Source organism: Pedobacter suwonensis (assembly GCF_900111825.1).
GTDB classification, from domain to species: domain Bacteria; phylum Bacteroidota; class Bacteroidia; order Sphingobacteriales; family Sphingobacteriaceae; genus Pedobacter; species Pedobacter suwonensis.
Genome location: NZ_FOJM01000001.1, coordinates 204,989 through 231,148 on the forward strand (window position 1 = coordinate 204,989; position 26,160 = coordinate 231,148).

Genomic DNA, 26,160 nt, shown 5'->3' on the forward strand with positions numbered 1-26,160 from the left:
GTTTATTAATATCTGTGTTCATCCTTTTTATCAGTGGTTTATTCTGATTGTTTTTTCTGTTCTATTTTTTGCCACAGATTGCACGGATAAACACGGATTGGTTTTTTATCTAAATCTGTATTTATTCTTTTTATCTGTGGTTGATCATATTCATGATGTCCCGTCTTCTCGATTCGGGTAATACTTTTAAATCGATTAATTTTCCGTCTTTTAACCTTCCTTCAACGGTAGTTTGGTATGGGGCATAAAGTTTGAAATGTACATTCCAGTCTTTTGGCCAGGCCGGGAAAAGATAAATCTTTTTTCCATCGCTTTGCATGAGCATCTCCTGTAAACCAATCATACCCGAGCCACCCCAGTTGTGATCGGGTGTCCAATCGAAGCCTGGTCCCCAGAAGGCCGGAAAACGCCTTCCGGAATCTTTTAATTTAAGGATGGTTAATCGGGCAGCTTCGTCGGTTAAACCTAATCTTGCTGCAAAGATGTTATCTTGCTTCCAACCGATATGGCTGCGAAATTTAAGCAGATCGGTATCGTATTTAAAGGTGTTGATGGCGGTATCCAATCCCGGTTTGCCAATACCATAAATTCCCCAGGGATAAACCGGATAGAGTTGCGGACTTTCGGTGTTATTGATGCGTTCCCAGAGCTTGGCCGGTGCAATAGTGGTGTGCCCCTGGAAAGCCCTGAAACTGATTTCCGGAATGGTTTTGAGCATGGCTGTCCATTCGCTTCGCTTATTTTCGGGTAATGAAGGACTTTCAATCAAGCTTTGTAATACTGTTTTCAATGCAGCGATGGTAGAAGTAGCATTGTATGCCATTTTATAGGTTTCGGCACCGGAGCCCGGATACAAAACCAAATGCCCTTCCCCATCAACTGCTTTGGCCCCGCGTTGTTTGGCCAGATAGGTATAATGCTCCTTGAAAAACGTCAGTGAGCTTTCGATTAAAGGAAGATATTTTTCAATATTCCGCTGATCATAACGTTCTGCTTCGAGGATCATCATACAGAACTCCAGAACGGTATCCCATTCGTATTCGAGCCAGGCATTGTATTCCATCCCTTTGTTAAAATCGGCTGGACGTTTCCAGCCATATTCTGCAGGGTTGGGTAAACCGAAATTTTCGAGTTGCTCGGTAAAACTTGCTCCTTTGTGACCCCAGGCAGCCGCGGTTCTGATCTCCGCATTCGTCAGTAAATCCAGGTAGAAATCAAATTGAGGCTTCATCATATCAAAATCGCCGCTTTTGAGCATGGGCCAGTAAACTAACCGCTGGTTTTGTGCGGTATGGGTACCTCCACCCCAGTTTCTGAAATCGGGCGTGTATTCTAGTGCGCTATCAATGAGTTGCGGATCGAAAGTAAATAGCCCGCCGTTAAATTTAGTAGGGTATCTGCCAAAAGCATTACAGCCCAGCATGTAGCGGAAAAGCTGGTAATTCCTGCCGGATTGATTGGCGGCTTCATCTTTTGCCTGGATGTAAATAAAACTTTTGTTCCAGTAATTGTTCCACCATCTGATGCTGGCCTGCTGATCGTTTTTCGCATGTTGAAGTGTGCTTTTCAATTCCGTTTCCCAGTTGGCAACAGCCGATGTAGTGCTTGTATTCAGGGCAATGGTGAGGTGTTCGTTTGTAGCAGGTGTTTTGCTTTTCAATCTCCAGCCCTGAAAAGGAGTGCTGAGGTAAGTGCCGGCATCATTACCTGCAGCCACCATGTTTTTCCCTGTCATTATCCCGCCAAAAATCAGATTTTTTAAAGGGTTGTAGAGTGTGGTTTGGTATTCGGTTAAACCTTGTTGTTTTACGGTCACATCAAAAACAGTTTGCGGCTGATTCTGATGATAAAATTGTACGCCACCACCTTTAAAAGCAATTTCGTCTTTCCGTGTTTTTACAACGCCTTGAGGAGCCCATTTGTAAGAATTCTGGTTATTTTCTTTGCCTGTGGTAATGCGATCTTGAAAGCGCCAGCTCTCATAATTGGCGGTAGTGTTCATTTTTGCATTCGATTGAATGTCTATATGAATGACTGGTTTAAAAAGATCGACCCAAACCTTGATTTCGCTTTTAATTTTTCCATTGGCGCCGGATATGCTGGCGTAACCATCTTTCAGGATGAGTTCTTGCTTAAAAGTTTGGCCTGCAAACGGATTGGGACTAAACTGCAGCCTGATGCGACCAAGTTTAAGCAAGGTATTGTTTTCATCAAAAGTTCCGCTGCGGGAAATGTAACAATATATCTCTCCTTTTTCTACCCAGAGGTTTAAACCGATATCTCCACCGCCAACAGGCATTGACTCGGCTGAATTGTTACTTTGGGTAGTCCACACCACATTATCTTTTTCTTGCGAAAAGGCAGCGGTTGAAGTGAACCACAAAGACACGAATAGCATAAAGAAAAAGGTTTTGCCTTGCAAACGTAAAATATTTGACCACCTGAGACACCTAAGCACACCTGACTGATGATTTGAAAATACCAACAATATAAGAAAATTAAGCACATTTAAGTTGATTAATAGAGTACTTTGTGGCCTTTGTGTCTTTGTGGTTAAAAAGCTAAGGATGCCTGAGGAATGGCTTAAAAATGCCGGCCATCTAAGTAAATTTAGCACATTGAAGTACTTTTTATATAAATGAGGTGTCTTTCTGGTGAACATCATTATTATTTCTCCCAATTGTCTGTACGGAAAGAGGAAACCGGCAGACCGTCATTTCCGAATAAATCGCCGGTTACAAAATTCTTAAAAGCGTAACGTACGGCCACAGGCACTTTTACCTCCTCAGCCGAAACAACGATACTGCTGCCTTTTATAATGGCATTAGCCGGATAAAACTTCTGATCAGCGCCCGCAATTTCAAATAAAGATAAAGTTTTACCAAAAGAAGTTAACCCGTTAGGTATATTTTTAAACCTCAGGGTTGCATTGTTTTTTTCGATACTTAACGATTCGTAAACCGGGCTAAGTGCACCAAAGCCTTTGATACCATAGGTTTGGGCCAGGGCCAGGTAGGCAAGTCTTTCGCCTCCCTGTTTTTTATTGGCCGGATGGATGGAGTTTTCTTCACCGATATCCATTAAAACCGCCATACCACTGCTGGGTATTTTGCTTAACGATTTGCGCTGCGCATCGCGTAAATATGCCGAATTGTAATTGGTGCCTGGCTTGGCGATGATTGAATAATTGTAAGGCGCAATTTGTGCGTAGTAGAAGGGAAATTCACCATGACCCCATTGTTGTCGCCAGCCCGAAACCATGGCCGGGAACAAATCTTCGTAGCGTTGTGGTCGCTCATAATTCGATTCGCCCTGATACCAGATGGCTCCTTTAATGCCATAACCCATTACCGGATAAAGCATGCCATTGTATAAGGTAGTGGGTGTTCTGCTTACTTCTTTAATAGAATCGACTTTTGAAGGGATTTTAATTTCTGTAAAGGGCTTTAAATCTTCGGGCGACATCCAGGCTTCAATGCTCGAACCGCCGTAACTGTCGTTGATTAGACCAATGGGTATATGGAGCATTTCGCTCAGCAGCGATCCAAAATAATAAGCGGTAGCACTGAAATTAGAAACGGCTTCGGGTTCGGCAAGTTTCCACAGCGAAGGTTTGCTATTGTCCTGCCTTTCGGTAATGGATGAACGCGGAACAGTATACAACCTGATATTGGGGTTTAAAGATTTTAAGATGACTTCATTAGATCCGATAACAGGCTGACTTTTGAATCCTTTCATCGGCATTTCCATATTCGACTGGCCCCCGCAAAACCAAACCTCACCAATGAGGATGTCTTTCAGTACGAGTTTTTCTCCATCATTAAGCGCGATTTCGTATGGTCCGCCTGCTGCAGGTGTAGCCACTTTTACTTTCCACTTTCCGGTTTCATCAGAAGTTATAGCATAGCTGGTTTTGTTCCATGAGGTAAACACTTTAACTTTGGTTGCCGGTTTAGCCCAGCCCCAAATGGCTACCTTGCTTTGCTGCTGCAACACCATGTGATCGGTAAAAATGGAAGCTGGTTTTACTGTGGCCGATGCAATGCTGGAGCAAAGGATCAGGAAAAGTATCAGTTTTAATTTCATTGTTGTATTTTTTTTTTCTTTCGTGATTCCCACGCAATCGGAATCTTAAAGATCATCGTCCTCTCGACTGCAGCGCAGCGAAATGGAGAGATCTATCTAAGCAGATTGGCTTCGCTGAGCCTTCGGGTTCCCGACTACATTGCACTCCGTTTGAATGACGCACATCTGTTTATCTACTAACCGGCAGCCAAACCGACATTTCTGAATGGCCCCTGTTGCCCCAGGCAAAGTAGGGTATCAGTTTAAGTGTGGTTGTGGTGTTTTTATCTTCAATTGGCTTGTAAAGCACATTTTTCCAGTTATTGGGTGCTACAATTTTAGCGGTACCCTCCAGGCTCATTATTTTGGCGCCATTAATATTGATGGTCTTTGCTTCAAATTGGGTTGTGGCAGGTATAAAGGCGTTGAAAATACGCTTACCCGGCAGGTCGGTAGATTCAAGGCAATATACCACCGGGCCGCGTTTTACGGCTACCTGATTGCGGTTTTCCTCTACCAAAGGATTGGCTTCAATTAAAACAGCCTCCATAGGAAGGTTGAGTGTAATCACATCCCCTTTTTTCCAAAGGCGGTTCATTTCAGCATAAGTGCCAGGAACAGCTTTTACCTGTGCGGCTGCTCCATTGATGCTGATTTTCGGATCATGAGTCCAGGCGGGTATTCTCAAAAAAATTGAATAGGCTTTATCGGTACTTTCTTTTACAGTGATTTTGATGTTGCCACTCCAGGGATAGTCGGTTTCTTCGCTCAAAGCAATTTTAGCGCCGTTAGTTAGTGTAGTGCTTAAATTATTGCCCCCATAAAGATTGAACCACAATCCTTTATCTGAAATGCTGTAGGCGTAATTACTAACTTCGGCAATGGTGCGCACCACATTTGGCGGACAACAGTTTGATAGTGCTATGTAAAGTACCCGATCTTTAGACCAGCGCTGTTTGAAAGGTAAATCATCAGATTGTGCCAGCGGATTGGTATACAGGAAATTCTTTCCATCTAAGCTAATGCCTGATAAAACACTGTTGTGAAGCGCCAGTTCCATCACATCGGCATATTTGGCATCGCCAGTAATTTGCAACATGCGCCAGTTCCACAATACGTTACCGATATTGGCACAGGTTTCATTGTGGGCGGTGAAATTGGGTAGCTGGTAATCGCGGCCGAAAGCCTGGTGTATTTTCTGTACCTCGGCCGGATTGTATGAAGTGCCATCAGGCGATGTACCATCGTAAAGGGAACCACAACCGCCGGTAATGTACATTTTATGCTGGTTTACATCATCCCACATCAAATTCAGTGTGTTTAAAAGCGAATCTTTTCCGGTTTCTGCGTACAGATCGGCTACGCCGGCATACAGGTAACTGGCCCTTACGGCATGGCCCATGGCTTTGGTTTGCTGCAAAAAGGGAATCCGGTCCTGGTTATCGTCGGTTCCATCCTCAATTTTTCCTTTAATGGCAATTAAATGTTTGGCCAGTTCGAGGTAGCGCGGATCTTTGGTGGTACGGTACATTTCTACCACACCCATGTAGTGCGAAGGGCAAATGGCATTTCTGGCCAGAGTAGGCGAAGCGGATTTATAGAACCTGTATAAATAATCGGTGGCTTTTTTGGCGATATTAAGCAAGGTGGTTTTACCCGTAGCGCGGTAATGGATGCAACCTGCTGTCATTAAATGACCGATGTTGTACGATTCGAAACTCAGGCGATCCTGAAACTGGTTATTGGCACCGGTTTTACGCTGCTCAATCATGGCTTTGGTATAAATGTAGCCATCTTCGCGCTGCGATTTGCCAATTACAACAATCGCCTTATCCATCATCTCATCTAATTTTGGATTTTTGGTAGAAGCATACAGCACCGCCACCGCTTCCAGTGTTTTGTAATAATCGCCATCGTGAAAGGAAGGGCCGGCATGCGAACCAGTATCAAGGCCAGCGGCAATTTCGAAGTTTTTAAAGGCATGGCTGATTTTAGGATCGTTGTAAATCGCCCACATATTCGGTACCATGGTTTCGGTGGCCACTTTAAAACGGTCGGCCCAAAAACCTCTTGTCCAGGTTACATCACTCATATTAATGCTATGCAGCTTAGCGTATGGGCTATTAGCTGTATTTACCAGCGCTTTATCCTGTGCTACTGCGTTTAACATTAAAAAAAGCATTACGCAAATCATTACCTGAAGTCGTAAAGTCTGAAAGAAAAAATTTCCGATCATATGAGGTAGCTTTTTTATCATTGTTTTCCTTTTTAGCGTTCTAAATCTAGTTTATTGCCAAAATTTCTTAAATTCTGAAGGGTGGGCAATGGCCTGATCATAATTTTCTTTACATTTTTTTTTAGAATTTTTTCGGAGCCCAATGATTTTAAAGTTTCAGTCCTCACTCCTGCTAAAAGATCAAAGACTGTTTCAATCGTTGAATTTTTGCCATCATAAATTACACTGGAGATTTTAACCAATTGAAAAACGCCATTTTTGTAGATGAATTTGTGTTGATAACGAACATCATTTTTTTCGGAGTTCATGACTAAAAACCCTTTTTCAATAAAAAAATATGGAATGGTATTTTTGGTGTGTATACCATTTACATATTGAGGTTCAATTACATCTGTTGAAGAGAAAATCATTTTAAATTGCTTATTTGGCTGTAACAAGAATATCTGCAACCTCAACGGAACTGCTGCATCGATTGTATCCATTGTAATTACAGTTTTGTCGGTTAAGCCATCGTTATTCAAATCACCCTTTTCTAACCTAATGCGGACATTAAAATTATCTTTTACTTGCTTTTGCTGGGCGTAAACAATGGTTTGAGCAAAAGCCAGAATGAATACAATTACTTTTTTCATTTATTTGAAATATCAAATTCTCAATTACTTTTCAAGTTGTATCAGTACCGGTCCGAATAATCCGGCAGGGTTTAATGGCTTGCCTTCTAAACGGAATGGTGCAGTTGTTTTGGTAATTCTTTTGTCTTCAAGCAATTTACTATCGCCAATTAAACGGTTAGCCCAGGTATTTACCACTTCAATGCTGATCTGGTTCTCTCCTCTTTTAACGGCCTTGCTGATGTCTAAACGGTAAGGCGGTGTCCACAAGGTACCGCATGTCACGCCATTGATTTTAACTTCGGCCATGCTCGAGAAAGCGCCTAAATCGACCCAGGCATTTTTGGTATCGCCATTGTAAGTAAAGTTTTTGGTGTAAAGTGCAGTTCCTGAATAGTAGCGGATTGCCGAATCAGGATTTTTGCTCCAATCGCTAAGCTGATTAAAAAGAACCGGTTGGGATGGGCCGCCATAAGCGGGGTCAAATTGCACCTGCCAGTTAGCTGAAATATCCAGTGCTTTTTTATCTACGGGCTTGTTTTCTACAGCTTTCAATCCGCTATCGGCACTTTGTGAAGAAAAAGAACTTACTTCCGGTGTATCCATTACCAGAAAAACAGATTGGTTAGGGTATAAGGTTAAACTGATGTTAGTACCATCAAATGCATTGTTGATCTGATGTGGTTCAGACCATACATCACTTACAGCATCATAGCTTTGTACAGTTTTTTTGCCATTTCTTAAATTGAAGAGTAATGACCTTTTTCTATTTTGCTGATTAGAGACAAAGTAAATTTCCTTGTTACCATCAATTCTATGGGTGTAAGCAATACCAGGTGCGTAATCCTCATTTAATTTATTGCTTGTGAATTCGTTAACCGTTAAGTCTCTTTTCAAGCCTAAAACATCAAAGGTTTCACCATAGAAAGGGGCCTTAAAAATCTGTCCCAGTCCTAATTTTTTGGTATAAACAGGATGGTTATTATTTTTATATGATTCGAAGTTGCCATCCCAAATTTCTTCCACCATTTTATTAAACTCCATGGTGTTAACCTGTTTTATACCATTTTGGTATAGGGGTTTATCTCCAACAATTACCTTCGCACCCGCCCTGATCAGCTCCAAAAGCTTTTTAACTGTTTCATAGCTTATGTACTGGTAATTGGGGTTCATTTTCATATCCCCGGGGAATACCAGAATTTTATAAGTCGTACCGCTTGCAAAAACAACCTCGCCGTTTTTAACGGTTGCAGTGCTCAATACATCCGGGTTAAAACTATCGTAAGCATAACCTCGTAAAGGGTTTACCCAGTTTTCGGGATCGGCCATGTTAGCCGAATGGGTAACCCCGGCAGGGATTTGTCGCAAAGGTTCGCCAACATTGGCTAAACGTTGCTGTTCGGCCTCCACCACCTCCTTGCCAAAAACTCCGGGTAAGGTTGCGACCAGCCTATCGGGTAATACCGACCTGCGGGGTAATTCTTCGCCTGTGAAAACGGCAATATCCACTACAGGTTTACCTTGTTGCAGCAGATTTTGCGTGCGTGTGGCATAATCAACCCAGGCTTTACCCAGTTTCCACCAGGTTTGGTCGCGCTGAAAGTAAAGGCCTACCCCATCTAAGGTCATGCCCGGTTTTCGATCCATCCAGGGGTTGTGCGCAAAAACGTGGTAGCTCAGTTTATTAATGCCCAGGGCATAATTACGGTCTTGCAGGGTTTTCATATTGCCCGGACTTTCGTTCCAATCCATCCGAACGGTGGTAAAGGCCTCTGCCTGAACAATCTTTTTGCCATAAATGTGCGCTCCTGAAATGGCATCGAGCATATCGTTTGGTTTATCGTGCGTAGGGCTGTTCAGCCAAAACTCGCCCATGGGTACATCTACTGTTTTATAGTGCAATAAACCGTCGCTCATCATGGTAGGTGCTACACTCTCTGCGGTAAAGGTTACCCCTTTCTCCTTGGCCAGTTTGGCCAGGGTTTTATAAAACTGATCAACCACCAGCTCGGCAATGGTTTTTCTGATATCATACAGGAAATCTTCAGATACTTTTGCATTCTCTACCGGAAGTCCGGTAAAAATGGGCAGATAAGGTGTTAAATCGTACCCCCGGCGTTTTAAAAATTCGGCTTTAAACAATGGCGACCAGTTCTGGCTGCCACACTCCCAGCTATCTACATGGAAAACGCTCAGTACTCTTCTGGCTATTTCAGGGCCAGCATGTTTTAAAGCTGCTCCATACCAATTGTCGAACTGTAGTTTAACGGCTGCGGGATTAAATTTATCGCATTCCAGCCCCATGCCGCCACCTGCGGTAGCGTTGGTATGCCCTGTTGAGGTATGCCCGATCCTTAAAATGGTCCATTTACCTTTGGGAGCCTTCCAGTTCAAAGTGCCGTCAGGATTTAGTTTATTACTGAGGTTAATGATGTTTTTTAAGGGAATGCAAAGGTTTGGGGCAATTTGAGCATCTGTGCTTCTTTTGCTGATCCGCCAGACAGCGCCATTTTTGCCTTCAAATTGATTAAGCTGCGCTTCGGCCGATAATTCCAGGTTAACGAGTTTTAATGAAGGTTTCCATTTGGCCGCATCTAAATCTTCAGCGCCAGGTTCAGCGCCTTTCTTATCGTAAATAAACCTGAAGAATTGAGCTGTTACAGGCACAATGCTGTGTGTTACAGCTTCATCTGTATCCTGCCAGCCATGCCGTGGTGCTTCCAGGCGCCCGATGGAGCGGAAGGTTTTCCCATCGTTACTCACCTCAATGGCCAGTCGCTGGGCCTGATAATTATTGCCACTAACCTTAATTGTTATGGTTCGGCAGGTGAAAGGCTTTTCAAATTCGTACTGGATGTAACAAGGTTCGTTTGAGCCAAAGTTTTTCTTATTGCCCGGTTGCACCAATCCGGTAGCGTCTGCACCATTGCTGGCCGTAATTTTAGGGATGACGGTTCGGGTAGAGATCCCTTCTCCTACAGGTGATGGATACGCATAAACAGCTATGTCGCGGTAGTAATTTTCCTTATTTTCGGGTACAGGTAGTTGTATTTTATTCTTTGTATTACTGGTGGTTATCTTTGACCAAACTACTTTTTGCATGGAAAGTTCGGGTTTAATCCAGGGACCGCCTGCCAATGCAAAACCATCGCTTACATGCATACCCAGTTTAAGGTTTAAACGTTTGGCTTCGCTCATGGCAAACTCCACCATTTGCCACCATTCGGGGGTAAGTTGTACGCTTGGCGGCTGATAAAGCGGTGTTTTATCGGCACCCTGAATACTCATTAAATAAGCGCCGCCGATACCATTGACTTTCATGGCCTCCAGATCGGCTGTTATGCCGGGTTTCGAAACAGCTCCTTTAATCCAGTACCAGAATACCCAGGGCTTTGCGTTTTCATTTTGCGCATGGGCCCGCTTTGAGGCACAAAAGCTGATCAGCAATATCAATAACAGTGTTTTACTAAACCTGGGTGTCATTTTTTAATTTTATGTTCAATAACTTTAAGTTGATCATAGTAGCAAGGAGTAGATTAATTATGATTTATGCGCCATTTTATAGCCGCTTAAAGCAAAATAAAGCACCACTATAAAGCAAACCAACGGGATGCTGTAACCAAGCTGGATGTGATCACCGTACAGATCAATCAGGGTGCCCATGCCGAAAGGTAAAATGGCACCTCCCACAATTGACATAATTAACCATGAAGAACCTGGTTTGGTATCATCGCCAATACCATCTATGCCCAGGGCAAAAATGGTTGGGAACATGATCGACATAAAGAATCCAAGTCCGCCTAAAGCATACACCACGTATGAACCCTTTCCTAAAATAGCCACCAGGCACAACAAAACAGAGATAATGGCATAAATAGCCAATAGCTTGTTGGAAGATACAAACTGAAGAATAGCTGTACCAGCAAAACGCCCGACAGTGAATAAGAAACCATAAATCGCTAAATAGGATGCCGCGGTTTTCTCATCAAAGCCACCACCTTGCTGGGCCATCCTGATAAAAAAACTGGTTACACAAACCTGCGCACCGACATAAAAAAACTGTGCAACCACAGCCCACCTCAGGTGTTTATGCCTCAATGCGCCAAAGAAACTACCTTTGGCCTCGCCATCAATACTTTTGGTTTTAATTTCGGGCAGGTGGATGAAATAAAATATAACTGCGATAACCAGTAAAATAATTCCTAAAGTGATGTAAGGGGTTTTAACTGATGCTGCTTCTTCTAAAAAGTAACTGTTTCGGTGCTCAGCACTCATGGCCGCGAGTTGTTCTTTGGTATGCGATTTTCCGGAAAGGATAAATAGACCACCGATCATGGGCGCTACCATGGCTGCTAAGCCATTAAATGATGCGGCAAGATTTAACCTGCTGGTGGCTTTTGCCGGATCGCCTAAGACTGCAGCATAAGGATTGGCCGAAGTTTCGAGCATGGTTAAACCACAACCAATGATAAAAAGTGCAATAAGAAAAGTGATGTAGGAAAGGTTATTGGCTGCCGGAACAAATAGAAAAGCACCGATTGCAAAAGCCAGCAGGCCCGAAATCATGGTAGCCTTATAACCCCATTTCTTTAAAATAACGCCTGCCGGAATGGCCATTAAGAAATAGGCAAAGAAAACAGCGGTATCAATTAAGGTAGATTGCCGGTTATTTAAGTTACAGGCTTTTTTAAGGTGCGGAATCAGGATCGAATCGAGATTGTGCGCCATTCCCCACAGGAAAAACAGACTCACTACAAGTATAAATGGCAATAGGTACTTTTTTCCCGATGAGGAATGGTTTTCAGTTACAATTTCGGATGAGGTGTTGTGGTTCATGATATTTGGTTTATTGGTTCATTCGTTCAATAGTTCATTTGTTATTGGTGTGATTTGTTCATTGGAGCTGCCACTGCCAGGCGGAGATCAGTATCCTGATTACTGAACTAATGACTACTGAACTTTTTAACTACAAGAAGATGGTCGCAGACCAATACAACTTCTCCATGCTGGTTAATGATTTCTACATGCTCGGTTACGGTGCCATATTCCGGCCTTTTGCTTTCTCCTTTTTCAGAAATGGTGACTTCGGAGTGGATGGTATCGCCAATAAACACCGGTTTTACGAAACGAAGTTTATCGTAGCCTTTACTCATGGCTTCGGGGTTAATTTCGGAAGCGGTAAGGCCGATACCGATGCTAAAAATCATGGTACCATGTGCGATACGTTGTTTAAAAGGTTGTGTGGCACACCATTCGGCATCCATGTGGTGCGGAAAAAAATCGCCGGTATGGCCGGCATGCACCACAAAATCGGTTTCTGTGATGGTACGGCCTAAAGTGATACGTTTATCCTGTAACTGGTAATCTTCAAAAAATGTGGATTTGAAATACATAATTTAATTTTTTTATAAGCGATACAATCGCCGTTCCCGTTCATCCTCGTTGCAAACGAGGACGATGTGTTCTTAAATTTTATTCATTTAGTTTTTTGCAAAGCGTCTTACGAGGCAACGCTTTGTTTTTTGGCGATGCAATCGCCATTCTCGTTCATCCTCGTTACAAACGAGGACGACTTGTTAACGATATTATCTTTTTAAAAAGATTGCTTCGCCGTTCCTCCTCGCAATGACGCTAATTTATTTAATCTTTATACCACCAGTATCACTAGATTGATAGGCACTTTCTACTACAGCCATCGTATCAATCACATCTTCAACACTGGTGTGTAAAACAGGGCTTGATCCTTCATTATAACGCATTAAATTGGCCATGGTGCCAATAAAGGCTTCAGGAAACCAGGAGCCTTCCAGTTTTACGGTTTGCCATTCCGGTGTTTTACCAGCTTCTGCCACATAATACTCAAACACATCGGGCACGCCATGCGGATAATCCATCAATAAGCCAATTTTGGCTATAATAGCGCCTTTGGTTCCCTCCCATTTTATATAACTTTCCTGATGCTTCGGACCAAAATCATGGTCGTGGTTGGTATTGATTATGGCATGCATCGTATCGCCATAATCGAGTAAAATGGTTGAACGTGATGAGGACAAGCTCTTGGCAGGATGTTTCAGGGTTTTGGCCAGCACGCTATTGGGGTTACCCAAAAACGAACGGATCAAATCAACGTAGTGGATGCTATGATACTGAATCTCTAAACGTGGATGGATGATCACGTGTGGGAAAATTTCCCAGGGGGTTTTAATGGTTACGCGGACTTCCATATCGTAGAGTTCGCCAATCAGACCTTTATCGATAAGGTATTTTGCAGCACTTACAAAAGGTGCAAAGCGCAGCTGAAAGTTAATGGCCGCTTTGAGTTTTTTTGCCCGGCATAAAGCTAAAATTTCTTTAGCCTGGTTAAAATCATCGCCCATGGGCTTTTGGATTAAAACCGCTGCACCATGAGGTAATTGCTTTAGGGTTTCGATATACTGCCCGGGCATAATGGTAATATCGAACACCGTATTTTCAGGCGCTGCAGCAACGGCTTCAGCCACAGTATCAAAAACATGAGGGATGCCGAAAGCATCGGCCAGTTTCTGTGCCCTGGCTTTTGTCCGGTTTACAATGCCATATACTTCAAAGCCCGCAATTTTATAAGCAGGAAGATGTGCATCAGCCACAATTCCGCCGGCACCAATAATGATAATCGGCTGTTTGGTTTCGGGTAAAGCTGGTTTATATTGGATATCGATACTCATTCAATTCAATTTGTTAATCTGGTTTTGGGCTGCCTCAATTAAACCGGCAGATTCTGCCGTGGTATTGATGGCTTTTAACACCATTTCATCAATAATTTTGGCTATTTGCGTCCAGTTTTTATGCTGTGGCAGCGTATTGGCCACCTCGTGTAACTGTTCTAGTTTATGGTAGTATGGAATCATTTCGTTCACTTCTGCGTCTTTCCAGGTAGAAAGCCTGCAACCAATTCCACCTTCAAGCGTCAATAGCTTATCTTGAGCGGCATTCGTGGCAAATTTCAGGAAATCGTAAGCCAATTCTTTGTTTTTACTGCCTTTGGCAATGGTGTAAAGCCAGTATACATTTAAGGATGCCGATGCCTTACCAACTGCTGCAGGCAACAAATCGACACTTACTTTACCTTTTACCTTCGAATTGGCATCTACCTCGCACATGCCGGCAAAACCAAACCAGTTAATCATCATTGCGGCTTCGCCATTGGCAAACGCCAGGCCGGCGGCAACCGATTCAAAATCTTTTGATTTGGGATGAACTGCAGTTTGATCATTTACGATCTTCCGGTAAAAATCAAGACCTTCTACTGCCGCCTGGCAGTTGATTTGAATGTTTCCATTTTGATCAACCAGACTGCCCCCTCTGGTCCACAATTGCAGGCAAAAATCGAAAACGGTATTGTGTCCATCGGGATAGCAGGCAAAGATGCTGCCATATAGGTGCTCGTGCGGGCGGTGAAAAAACTGTGCTGCCTGATGAAAATCCTCCCAGGTTTGGGGTATGGTTAAAGCTTTTCCAAACTGCTTTAAATAATTGGCCTGCTCAGTTTCGCTTTCAAACAAATCTTTGCGGTAGATAAAACACTCCGGACCGTCATGAAAAGGCAAACCCACCACTTCCCAGCCAAAGCGCTGTAATTTGAGCAGCGATTTGCTCCAGCCATTAGGGAAATCTACGGGTTTACGGGTGTTGATATAAGGGTTTAAAACCTCAAATGCCTGGTTCAGGTAACCTTCATACACCCAATCGGTATTGATGTGCGCAATATCAAATGTACCTTTAGCTAAGCCCTGATTGGTGATGGTACTTTCATAAAGCTCGTGCAAATCCATAATCTGCATGTCCAGCTGAAGTGTACAGCCAGAAAAAGCACAGTAGCTGTCCCAGAATTTTTGCATGGCAGATTCAAAAGGGCCAAATTTACGTACAGCTATTCTGAAAGTTTCGGCTTGATTAGACATTTACAGTGGTATGAGTTATAAATTCTTTGATGATTTTTTCGTTGTCCTGTCCCAGTTTGGGCGAACCTTTCGGTGAAGTTAATAATTCTCCGTCAATCCGGATTGGACATCTGGTGGTTTCGTAACGGTAACCGTCAAGCATTTGTACTTCCTGGATCATGTTCAATACCTTAAAGCCATCGTGCGCCATCAAAGCATTCCAGTTTAATACATCCGAACACCAGATATCGGCCGGTTCTAATTTAGAAAGCCATTTTTCGGTGGTTTGGGTAAGCAAATGACTGGCTAATATGGCTTTAATTTCATCGCGTTTCTCAAAGGCTTCGCTTACTTCTGCATAATCTTCCAGTTTTTCGCAGCCGAGTAAATTACCCAATTGCGGAATTGACCCCATGGCCAATGCCAGATAACCATTTTCGGTCTGGTAAATGCCGTAAGGTGCACCTAAGTAAGCGTTTGCGTTGTTTTGTTTAGATCGCTCAGGCAAACTACCACCGTCGTTCATGAAGGTGGTAATGGTTTCAAACTGAAAATCGTAAGCCGATTCCATCATGCTCACCTGGACAAAACCGCCCTCACTTTTTACAGCTTTTCGGTACAGGCAGGCTAAAATCCCCTGGGCCAGATGTGCACCGGCCAGCATATCAACAATGGATAAGCCCATTGCCACAGGACCGCTGTCTGCATTTCCGGTAAGCGATGTCAAACCTGTAACCGATTGTAAGAGCAAATCCTGCCCGGGTTTATTTTTCCATTCACCAGTGGTGCCGTAACCTGATATTTCGCCATATATAATAGTCGGATTTAAAGCGCTCACTGTAGGATAATCGAAGCCTAAACGCTCCATTACACCCGGCCTGAAGTTATGAATCATGACATCGGCCTTTTTTAAAAGCCCGCGTACCATTTCGCAACCTTCCTCACTTTTTAAATCAACCTCAAAACTTTCCTTGTTCCGGTTGATCGCATGAAAAACCGATGATTCGCCGTTCATAATCAGGTTTGAGGTATACAGCGTACGGCAAATGTCGCCAATGCCCAAACGTTCGATTTTGATTACACGCGCGCCCATATCGGCTAAACGCAAACTCGCCGAGGGGCCGGAAAGAAACTGGCTAAAATCGATAACTAAATAATCTTCAAGCGGTCGCATATGTTAATTTATTTTATTCTTTATTCGTCATCCCGACCGTAGTGGAGGGATCTGTTTTGAAAGATTTCTCCGTTCCGCTGCGCTACAGTCGAAATGACGACTTTATGTTGGTTGCCATGGTTTCGTGTCCACCCGAACCATCCTAATTTGTTATAAAGGATTTAGAATAACTGTCACGTTGAGCCTGTCGAAACGTTTTTGAGTATTCATAAAAGTACTTCGACAAGCTCAGGATGACAATCCATTAATTTATTTTATCTCAAACTCTATGTTGATACTTTCCGTATCAAAACCCAATTTTGGCGCAGCTTTAGCCACAAATAATTTTCTTTTATCCAGCCGGATGGGACTAACGGTTGTTTTAATGGTTTTTCCACTCCCTAAATCAAGCTGTTGTTCTATTTCCAGGTTTTTATAGGTGCTTAATGCAGTAGCCGTTTGGTAATTGAGCACCTCGGCACACCAGATGCCATTACTTTCCAGTAGATTAACCCAGCTGGCTGTACGCTCCAGTTTAAAGGTTTCGGAAAGACGAACAATCAGTTTGTCGCGGTTATCGAAAGCTGAACCAGCTTCTACATACAAGTCGCTGATATCACAGCGGATAATGGCGCAGATATTCGGGAGGTTGCCCATGGCCATGGCAATGTAGCCATCCTGCGTTTGGTACATGCCATAAGGTGCGCTAAGGTAGGCATGTGCACTACCCTTTGCCCCACTCCTGTCCGGCAATTTGCCTCCATCATTTAAATACGTCGTAATTACTTCAAACTGTACATCCAGAATAGATTCTAGCAGACTTACTTCAACCAGTACGCTTTTTTGGGTTTTAGCACGCTTAATTAAAGCCGCCATAATGCCTTGTGCCAGGTGGTTGCCGCACATAATATCCGATACGGAAAGGCCAAAAGGCACCGGTCCGTCGGTATCTACACCTGAAAGAAAGGTTAAACCAGAAACAGATTGAACCAGTAAATCCTGTCCGGGTTTATTTTTCCAGGGGCCTTCGTTGCCATAACCCGTAACCACGCCGTAGATAATTTTTGAATTGATTTGTTGCACCTGCGTATAATCCAGCCCAATTTTCTCCATTACACCCGGTCTGAAATTATGGGTCATCACATCTGCTTTGGCGATCAGTTTTTTTATTTTTGCTAAATCTTCCGGATTTTTTAAATCGGCAGTGTAACTCTCTTTATTGCGGTTAATGGTATGAAATAATAAGCTGTCTTCATCCACAAAGAGATTTTTGATGGATAAGGAGCGGCAGGCATCGCCGGTTTGTGGTCGCTCTATTTTAATCACGCGAGCCCCTAAATCAGCCAGTTTTAAACCAGCAGATGGCCCGGCCAGAAACTGGCAAAACTCTAAAACCAAAAGTCCTTCTAACGGCCTGTTCATGATACTGCTAAACTTTTAGATTGCTGATATAACTCGTTCAAAGCAGATAAAACTGTCATTTCATCGCCTTCACCCATTAAATAATCGCGCACTACATCACCGGCATGATCCTGAAAATACATGGATCCATGGTAGCGGGGACGTAAAAAAGCCCTTTGTAAGGCAGGTAATGTGTTGGCAAAATATTGCTGGCTCTGGCGATTTACCTCTTCATTTTTCCATGCAGCCAAATGCCCGGGCTGTCCCCCGCTTTCGAAATATAATGTAGCCTGACAAGTTGGAGAACCCACAAACTCAACATATTTGGCTGCCATTTCTGGTTCAGTACATTTTGCTGAAATAGCCAAACCTGTGCCGCCTAAAGTGCTTCTTAAATTGGTTTTGCCATTCACCGATATCATATCATGAAAGTGCAGCACTTTTCGTGCATAACCATTTCTTGAATAATTGGCATAGCCGTAGGCAAAGGGGCAATAAGCAATGTGATCTGTTTGGGTCATGGCTTCATATACCTGAATGGGGTTTCTGTTGAAATTTGCCGGATCTATTTTTGATGCCAGCTGACGGTACATTTGTAGTGCCCTTACCCCGGTTTCAGTTGAAATTACAGTCTCATCGTTATGGCAGGGATCTTCGCCCAAAGAGCAGCAAAGCGTATAAAAATTCATTAACACATCTATCGGGATGCCTGCAAATGCTACCAGGCCTGCATTGGCCAATGCCATTAAATCTTCAAAAGATTGAGGCAGGGAAAAGCCTTTTTCAGCCAGTAAATCAGGCCGGCTGGCGGCTACGGGTGTGGCTGCATCAATGGGCAACGCCCATAAATGACCATCATAAGTATAACTTTCGTAAGATTGTCCCACCGAATGCTCTTCCTGATCTTTCAAATAGTCATCACTGAGGTAAGAATCCAAAGGAACAATCGACTTGGTTTTGGCGGCAAAGCCTGCCCAGGGATGATCAATCACCAATAAGTCGAAACGCTCTGCCAGTTCCTGGATAGAGAAATCGGCAAATTGCTGCAAGCTCCGCTTTTCCCAGGTGATATTTACCTGAGGGTACAATTCTGAAAACCTTTGTGCAGTTGCCACCATGGGCAGTAAGCCACGACTGTGGTTCCAGGTTATTCCTTTTAAATTGATCGTCTTCTCCACTTATTCTTATTATTTAATTTCTGTCATGGTTCGTGTCTTCACGAACCATTATTTACATGCTCAATTTCGGTTGGTGAGCCACCAACCGATTAGATTATCCAACTGGTTGGTGCCACACCAACCAGCTTTGCAACGCATTTATTTATTTGTTCTAACTTCTATAACTGCCGATGACAAACCTACCGAGGTAGCTGTCAACTTAATTGTTCCGGGTTTAGCTGTAGCCTGCAAAATAGCGAGGCATAAACCATGAAAAGCTTTGCGGTAGTTGGATTTAAAAGGTTCTAAACTCGCCTGAAACCCATTGTCTACACCGGCTATAAATCCATTGCCTTCCACTTTAAAGTCAACCAGGTTATCCGCATTCGGTACTACATTCCCGGCCTTATCTAAAATGCGTACAGTGATAAACGATAAATCTTTACCATCGGCTTTAATCTGTTTTCGATCAGCTATTAATTCAATTTTAGCCGGATCGCCGGCAGTTTTTACTTCACTGGCCAAAACCTCTTTTCCATTTTTGCGCGATACGGCTTTAAGTGTTCCGGGTTCGAAATTTACGTTCCATTGCACGTGTAAATCATCATTCTGTTTTGATTTTTTACCTAAAGATTTTCCATTGAGGTACAGTTCTACCTCGTCAGCCTGGTTGTAGTAAGCCCAAACCTCTACAGATTTGCCCGCTTCCCAGTTCCAGTGTGGCAGGATGTGCAATACCGGTTTATCGGTCCACTCGCTTTGGTACATGTAATACGAATCTTTAGGGAAACCCGCTAAATCGACAATTCCAAAATACGAGCTGCGTGCCGGCCATGGGTAAGGTAATGGCTCGCCGAGATAATCAAAACCCGTCCAGACAAAAAGACCTGAAACATGATCGTATTTTTTGGCTGCTTTCCAGGTTTCTTCGTGCGTAGAACCCCAGTAAGCCGAAACATTATCATAAGCAGAGGCTGACCATTCGCGGTTGCCTTCAGTAAACTTTGTTTTTCCATCTCTTGGCCACCGGCGGATGGTATCTGCCGTATCGTAAAAACCTCTGGTTTCTAATGCTGATGTAGTTTCGGTGGCCAGAAACTTAACACCAGGATAATTTTTAGGCCAATCTTTATATAGTTTATGGTTGTAGTTTAATCCATAAATATCCAGCGCATTGGCCTGGTAAATAAAATTTTTCTTAGCATCGGTTTCGGTTAAGGCCGAGATTACCGGACGACTTTGATCGAGGTTTTTAACTGTTGCCACCAACTCTTTGGTTAGTGCTACACCGGTACTATCGAACTGCTCTCGGATTTCGTTTCCGATGCTCCATAAAATAATGGAGGGGTGATTGCGGTCGCGGAGAACCATATCTTCCAGATCGCGTTTATGCCATTCGGGAAAACTGAGGTGATAATCGTTTTTGTTTTTCTTTTTCGCCCACATGTCAAAAGCTTCATCCATTACGAGAAAACCCATTTCATCACATAAATCTAAAAACTCCGGTGCCGGTGGATTGTGGGCTGTACGGATGGCATTTACGCCCATGGCTTTCATAATTTCGAGCTGGCGCTCCATGGCGCGTAGGTTTACAGCAGCGCCCAAAGCACCCAGATCGTGGTGCAGGCAAACGCCCAGTATTTTGGTGGGTATACCATTTAAAGAAAAGCCCTTTTCTGCGTCGAAATTGAAGGTTCTGAATCCGAATTTAGTCTCATAAGTATCAATAAGCTTATTGTTTTGCAAAATTTGTGTAACCACTTTGTACTGTGCAGGATTTTTTAACGACCAAAGCACAGGGTTTTTAAGCTGGCTATCGCTGTTAACGATTAATCCGGTTGTATCTATTTTGAAGTTTTGTGCTTGTGTTTTTATGATCAGTTTATGCCTGGCATCATAAATAGAATGTACCAAAACTGCTGACTGCTGTTTCGAAGTTTTGTTCTGGATTTGCGTTTTTATACTCACTTTTCCGTCAGTACCCGTAGTTACAAAAGTGCCCCATTTGGCCACCGCAACTTTGGCGGTAGTTGTTAACCATACGTTTCTGTAAATTCCGGAACCGGAATACCAGCGCGAATCGGGCTGTGCTGAATTATCGACCTTCACAGCAATGACGTTATTGCCTGGTTTTAAGAATCTGCTAATTTCGTAAGCAAAAGAACTGTAGCCATAAGGACGTTTACCCAGATAATGGCCGTTTACCCAAACCTCGCTGTTTTTGTAAACACCGTCGAACTCAACGGTAACCAGTTTGTTTTTAAAACCGGCAGGTGCGGTAAATGTTTTCCTGTACCAGCCAATACCAGTTGGCAAGCCACCACCTTCAGGTTTAGCAGGGTTCTTTTCGTCGAATTTGCCTTCAATGCTCCAGTCGTGTGGCAAAGTAAGTCTTCTCCATTTTGAATCATTATACAGCGAATTCTTAGCTGTAGGATCATCACCCAGGAAAAATCTCCAGTCTTGGTTGAAGCTGGTTTTTACTCGGGATTCTCTATCGGTTGGTGTCTCACCGACCGATAATTGTCTATCATGGTTAGTGCCTCGTGAAAAGATTTCTCCATTCCGCTGCGCTCCAGTCGAAATGACGAATAGTGGATTGGCATCACAATTTTGCGAGGCTAATAATCCCAGCAGGGATACCATAAAAACCTTATAAATGCCCGGTATTCTCATTTCTTAATTTTGAATAAAATTCAATTTACTTTTTCCTAAATCCTTCGAAGTGGCCACAGCAATGCCCCGCTGGTCTTGTTTGTCCACCGCACAATAAAAGTGGTAAACAATGCTTTTGTGCTTAACGACGAACGATTTGTGCGCATATAACTCATCATATTTTTCTGATGATTCGATCAGGTTATTGCCCGTCCAGTCGGTCCAGTTAACGAGGTCTTTTGATACCGCAAAACGGTTAAAGGAACCTTTCCTGTCCTGCCAGAAAGCGCCGAAATAAAACATCACATAATTGCTTCCGATCTGCTGGATGACTGCATCGCCGGTAATGCCAACCGGATGATGTAGAACGGGATTTTTAAGGTAGCGTTGCCAATGCACCATATCGTCGGATACTGCCATGCCAATGCGTTCATACCAGCGTGTTTTTTTATTGTTTGCCAGCGAATCGCCAACAGCATTGTAATACATTACAAAGGAATGGCCCGTTAACTTTTTCTGATCGGCAATCACCGTACTTTTAAATAGTTTATGACGGTTTTCCCACCAGCGTACATCGCTGTCGAGCGAGCTTAAAACCGGTTGATCCAGTCGTTTCCATTCCTGCACAACCGACGGATGTTGATCGGTATAAGCCATACCAACAGATAATGGTTCTGCCTCGTATCCTTTTTCCTTGCCACCAAAATACGACATCCAGTATTTGCCATTAAAGCGGTTAGCCTGATAACTACCTCCCCATTTGATATCTAAAAGTGCATTGTAGCCCGCCTTCTGGTTATCGTCCCATTTGCCTGAATCATCGAACGACATTAATTTACCCTGATTTTCCCAGTGCAGTAAATCGCTGCTTTTGGCCATCCAGGTTTCGTAACCGCGCCCGCTAAAAATCAGATAAGTCATGTACCAGTATTTGCCTTCTCTAAAAATGGTGGGACAATCCATTTTATGCTCCTGATCAGCCGGAACCATCACCAATCCGTATTTGAAAGGCGTTTTCACTTCCCGGTAGATTTTTTCCATTTCGACCGCAGATACCGGATTTTTAGCTTCCTGAGCAAATGCTGTAGCGCATGTTAATAGGCCTGTCAGATATATCCAGATCTTGCTCATGCTACTTCACTTTAAATTTATAATAACCCGAACCAATTGCAACCTGGGTTCTGCCGTTGGCTGTACCGAGGTTTTGGAATTTAGCATTGTGAATCTCTGCAAGGCTTTGACTTGCCGAAACCGGAATATAAACCACAGCTGTGGTATTCACTGGAATATTTATGGCGATTTCAAAACCATCGGCCGTTTTTTTCCAGTCGGTAGCTATTTTACCATAGGCTGATTGGTAACTTGTGGTTGCTGTAGTTAAATCACCGACTACCTCAGGGTAAATTTTAATCCGGTTAAAGGCGACCGAGTTTTCATCCTGACGGATTCCACCCACTCCGCTGTAAAACCATTCCATTAAATGCCCCAACATAAAATGGTTATTAGAAACCGTTGGCAGTGCCGCCCAGCTTTCGGTCAAAGCAGTAGCACCCTTGGCTAACTGCATGCCATAACCGGGTACGTCGCTACGGCTGTTCATGTCGAAAATTACATCCGAGCGTCCGGCATCTTCTAAAACGCGTAGTACATAACGGTAGCCAATGTCGCCTGCTGTTAATCCGTTGTTTTTATTTTTAATGTCTTTTACGAGGTTATCAATAACTGACTGCTTATCTTTTTCTTCGACTAAACCCATATAAACAGCCATGGCATTAGCCGTTTGGCTGCCCGATCCGTATTGCCTTGCTTCAGGATTAAAGAATCTGGCATTAAATGCATTGCGTACTGAAACTGCAAGTTTGGCATAAGTCAGTGCATCAGCTTTTTTACCCAATAAGTTGGCTATTTTTTCGAGGATTTTTAAATCATAATAATAAATAGCAGTGGCTGTAATGCCCATCGGGGTAAGCTGTGAAACGCCCGGAGGTTTTGGGCCAAGGTCATACCAATCGCCCAAACCTTGCGATAAAATGTGGTTATTGGCTTTGGTGCTTAAATATTGGATGTAACGCTGCATGGTGGGATAATGATTGACTAAGGCCTGTTTATCGCCATACCACTTGTACAAATCCCAGGGTACTAAAATACTACTACTGCCCCATTCAGGCGAATCGCGGAACATATCGCCTCCCCATTCAAATTTAACATACTCAGGTGCAATTTCAGGAACGAGTCCGTTGGCTAGTTGCGAATTTTGCATATCGACTGAGGCTTTTACAAACAACGGTGCAGCCGAGTAATTGTAATTTACCGAACTGCCCATTAAATGCAATTGCTCTAACCAGCCGAGTTTTTCGCGATGTGGACAGTCGGTAAAAACACTAACCATATTACTTTTAATACCCCAATCGATCAGTTCAAAGGTTTTATTAAACAATTCGTTTGAAGAAATGAATTGGCCAACATTTGGAGCTGCATTACGTACGTGAAGGCCTTTTAAATCTTTGATAATGGCTTTGTTCAATGGGTTTTCTTTTCCGGCCGGAACGCCACCTTTAACCTGCAGATAGCGGAAACCCGTATAGAAAAAACGTGGCCGCCAGGTTTCGGTAGCCTCACCACTTAAAATATAGGTAAAGTAAGCAGGTCCACCCATGTTTTTCTGCGTAACGGTACCATCTTCTTTTAATAGTTCAGCTGGTGTAATGCGGATGGTGTCGCCTGTTTTGCCGCTCACCTGGAGTTCAATAATGCCCGATGCGTTTTGTCCGAGATCATAAACCCAGTCACCATTTGCAGTTTGTGTAATCTGCTTTGCAGGAAAATGATCAAAAATTTTAACAGGCTCTTCTTTCTGGGCGTTTAGCTTCGGACCATTTACTACCAAAGCGCTTTTCCATTTGCTATCATTGAATGCTGCCTGGTTCCAGTTTTTTTGCGCTAAACCGGCGTTATAGTCTTCGCCACCATAAATACTGGAAAAAGTAACCGGCGAGGGTGCTGTTTTCCAGCTTTCGTTGCTGGTTACATTGACCGAAGTGTCATCTGTATATTCGATCAATAAACGGCAGATCATTTTCGGGAAGCCATAAGCCACTTTTAGTTTCCGGTACCTTTCTTTGACCGGCGGGATGTAGTAAAAGCCATTCCCCAGCATTACACCCACGGCATTTGCGCCCTTTTTTAGTTGTTTGGTAATATCATAGGTTACGTATAAAGCTTCGCGATCATATTTGGTCCAGCCAGGGGCTAAAAAATCATCTCCTACTTTTTCGCCATTTAAACTCATTTCAAAGTGACCCAAGCCCGAAATAAAGGCAGTAGCTTTTTTGATGCTTCTGGTTACTGCAAACTCTTTGCGAAACATCGGCAGGATATTATTGCCGTTAAATTTGTCTTTTTTTCCATCCGTCGGTAAAACATTTACGTTTGAATCGGCCAGTTTTTCGTAAGCAATCCATTGGGCGCCTTTCCAGTCAGATGCACTCAACAGCCCCATTTGGAAAAGTGCCGTTTCACTCCAGGCAGATGGCTTGCCCCGGTTATCCCAAACCCGGATTTTCCAGTAATACCTTTGAGCTGATTGTAATGCTGCTCCTCTATATTTTATTTGAATGGACTGACCGGAAATAATCTTTTTAGAATCCCATACCTCACCTTTATCTTGCTTAAGCGAAATCAGGCTCTTTGATACCAGAAGCTGATAAGCGGTTTGCATGATATTGTGCTGATCTGAAGTCATTTGCCAGCTAAAATGTGGTTGCACGGCATCAATCCCAAGCGGATTTGAACGGTATTCGCAGCTTAAATGGAATACCTTAACCTCCTGAGCAAACAGCGGAAAAGTAAACAGGTAAAAAAAAGAAAAAATTACAACTTTGTTCATTAGCCCGTACAGATCGCTTTTGATGCTTGATTTGGTTTATACTTGGTTGTCGTGCTCAATTTAGTTAGAAATAAATTCTTGGTCCTTATAGTATAAGCTGTAGAATTTGTTTAACTTTAAATTTTGCAGGTAATTCAAATATAAATCTTTTTTTTAAATATGAAAACATATATTCAGGTAATAATGATATAATTTCATTCTGAATATGAAATATGAATGCTTTTTGTATGTTTGAAACTGTAAAAAATACGATACAACCAAATTAACCCTGTATGAAAGAAAATGAATCGAAGTATCAGGCACCGGCTTTAGATAAAGGGCTTGATATTTTAGAGTATCTATCGGCTCAATCCATTCCCTTATCACAAACCGAAATTGCCATTGGTATTGAAAAAACACCGAATGAAATTTACCGGATGCTGATGAGTCTGGAAAGCCGTGGTTATATTTTACGCGATGAGGTTTCGGGTAAATACCGGTTGTCGCTCAAACTTTTTTACCTTTCTCACCGCCACTCACCTATTGATGAGTTAAGGAAGGCTGCACAGTTTCCGTTGGAAGAGTTGGCCAATTCGGTACGGCAATCTTGTCATCTGAGTATTTTGTACATGAACCAGGTGATGGTCATTATTCATGCGAAAAGTCCGGGACCAATTGCCCTTTCTATTGAAGAGGGAAATTTGTTTCCGCTACCATTAACTGCATCGGGTAAAGTATTGCTGGCTTATATGCCCGAAGCTGAACGAAATACCATATTAAAAAACAACGCTATTTTTAAAAAATATGCCAAACCACAGCAGGAAGATTTTTTAAACTCTTTGAATGAAATTCAGCAAACAGGTTCATATTTTAAAAACAGTGATGCTGTTTCGGGTGTAACCGATATTTCTGTCCCTATTGGTATTGCCAGCAACAATGGCATTATTGCCTGCTTAACCATTTCGATGCTGAATGCCTTAAATTCCGATCAGGCGATTGACAGTAAAATCATTTTAGCTGAAGCGAACAAATGTGTTAAAAAAATTGAACAAAGAATTGGAGTTTAGCTTCATTTAAACCTAGCAGGGTTTAAAGCCT

The 26,160-nt window shown here is 42.9% G+C and carries 16 protein-coding genes; 1 reads left to right on the forward strand and 15 read right to left on the reverse strand.

Going from position 1 to position 26,160, the window contains the following annotated elements:
• Positions 1-130: 130 nt before the first annotated feature.
• The 15 genes from BM107_RS00855 to BM107_RS00925 all read right to left on the reverse strand — a co-directional run bounded on the left by BM107_RS00855 (position 131) and on the right by BM107_RS00925 (position 25,083).
• On the reverse strand, positions 131-2,398 hold the full coding sequence (locus BM107_RS00855; RefSeq protein ID WP_090979288.1) for a DUF5703 domain-containing protein: 2,268 nt from the start codon (positions 2,396-2,398) through the stop codon (positions 131-133).
• 269 nt (positions 2,399-2,667) lie between these two features.
• Positions 2,668-4,086, reverse strand: coding sequence for a sialate O-acetylesterase (locus tag BM107_RS00860; RefSeq protein ID WP_090979290.1), 1,419 nt, complete (start codon positions 4,084-4,086; stop codon positions 2,668-2,670).
• A 169-nt stretch (positions 4,087-4,255) separates the two neighbouring features.
• Positions 4,256-6,235 (reverse strand): aceric acid hydrolase, encoded by a 1,980-nt coding sequence (locus tag BM107_RS00865; RefSeq protein WP_244278682.1) that lies wholly within the window; start codon positions 6,233-6,235, stop codon positions 4,256-4,258.
• 98 nt (positions 6,236-6,333) lie between these two features.
• Complete coding sequence (locus BM107_RS00870) at positions 6,334-6,933, reverse strand: hypothetical protein (protein ID WP_090979292.1); 600 nt, start codon at positions 6,931-6,933, stop codon at positions 6,334-6,336.
• Between the two features lie 24 nt (positions 6,934-6,957).
• The gene (locus tag BM107_RS00875; protein WP_090979294.1) at positions 6,958-10,395 is read right to left on the reverse strand and encodes a glycosyl hydrolase; all 3,438 of its coding nucleotides are present in this window, start codon (positions 10,393-10,395) and stop codon (positions 6,958-6,960) included.
• Positions 10,396-10,452: 57 nt separating this feature from the next.
• The gene (gene fucP / locus BM107_RS00880) at positions 10,453-11,748 is read right to left on the reverse strand and encodes an L-fucose:H+ symporter permease (RefSeq protein WP_090979296.1); all 1,296 of its coding nucleotides are present in this window, start codon (positions 11,746-11,748) and stop codon (positions 10,453-10,455) included.
• A gap of 107 nt (positions 11,749-11,855) precedes the next feature.
• Complete coding sequence (locus BM107_RS00885; RefSeq protein WP_090979298.1) at positions 11,856-12,305, reverse strand: MaoC/PaaZ C-terminal domain-containing protein; 450 nt, start codon at positions 12,303-12,305, stop codon at positions 11,856-11,858.
• Positions 12,306-12,548: 243 nt separating this feature from the next.
• Positions 12,549-13,616 carry a Gfo/Idh/MocA family protein gene (locus BM107_RS00890; RefSeq protein ID WP_090979300.1) on the reverse strand — a complete coding sequence of 356 codons (1,068 nt, stop codon included), beginning with the start codon at positions 13,614-13,616 and terminating at the stop codon, positions 12,549-12,551.
• Entirely contained in the window at positions 13,617-14,852 is a 1,236-nt protein-coding gene (locus BM107_RS00895) for an extracellular solute-binding protein (protein ID WP_090979302.1), read from the reverse strand. It lies immediately after the preceding gene.
• Positions 14,845-16,005, reverse strand: coding sequence for a CaiB/BaiF CoA transferase family protein (locus tag BM107_RS00900; protein ID WP_090979304.1), 1,161 nt, complete (start codon positions 16,003-16,005; stop codon positions 14,845-14,847). The genes BM107_RS00895 and BM107_RS00900 overlap by 8 nt, the downstream gene beginning before the upstream one ends.
• Positions 16,006-16,254: 249 nt before the next feature.
• Positions 16,255-17,406: a CaiB/BaiF CoA transferase family protein gene (locus BM107_RS00905; protein WP_090979306.1), complete on the reverse strand. Its 1,152-nt coding sequence runs from the start codon at positions 17,404-17,406 to the stop codon at positions 16,255-16,257.
• Positions 17,403-18,563, reverse strand: a complete 1,161-nt coding sequence (locus BM107_RS00910; protein WP_090979309.1) for an ABC transporter substrate-binding protein — start codon at positions 18,561-18,563, stop codon at positions 17,403-17,405. Before BM107_RS00910 ends, BM107_RS00905 begins: the two co-directional genes overlap by 4 nt.
• Positions 18,564-18,701: 138 nt before the next feature.
• Positions 18,702-21,218: a glycoside hydrolase family 2 TIM barrel-domain containing protein gene (locus BM107_RS00915; RefSeq protein ID WP_244278683.1), complete on the reverse strand. Its 2,517-nt coding sequence runs from the start codon at positions 21,216-21,218 to the stop codon at positions 18,702-18,704.
• Positions 21,219-21,221: 3 nt separating this feature from the next.
• The gene (locus BM107_RS00920; protein WP_090979311.1) at positions 21,222-22,328 is read right to left on the reverse strand and encodes a glycoside hydrolase family protein; all 1,107 of its coding nucleotides are present in this window, start codon (positions 22,326-22,328) and stop codon (positions 21,222-21,224) included.
• 1 nt (position 22,329) lies between these two features.
• On the reverse strand, positions 22,330-25,083 hold the full coding sequence (locus BM107_RS00925; protein WP_090979313.1) for a family 78 glycoside hydrolase catalytic domain: 2,754 nt from the start codon (positions 25,081-25,083) through the stop codon (positions 22,330-22,332).
• 272 nt (positions 25,084-25,355) lie between these two features.
• On the opposite strand from BM107_RS00925, the gene BM107_RS00930 reads away from it, so the two are divergent.
• Positions 25,356-26,129 carry an IclR family transcriptional regulator gene (locus BM107_RS00930; protein WP_090979316.1) on the forward strand — a complete coding sequence of 258 codons (774 nt, stop codon included), beginning with the start codon at positions 25,356-25,358 and terminating at the stop codon, positions 26,127-26,129.
• The last annotated feature ends 31 nt before the right edge of the window (positions 26,130-26,160 follow it).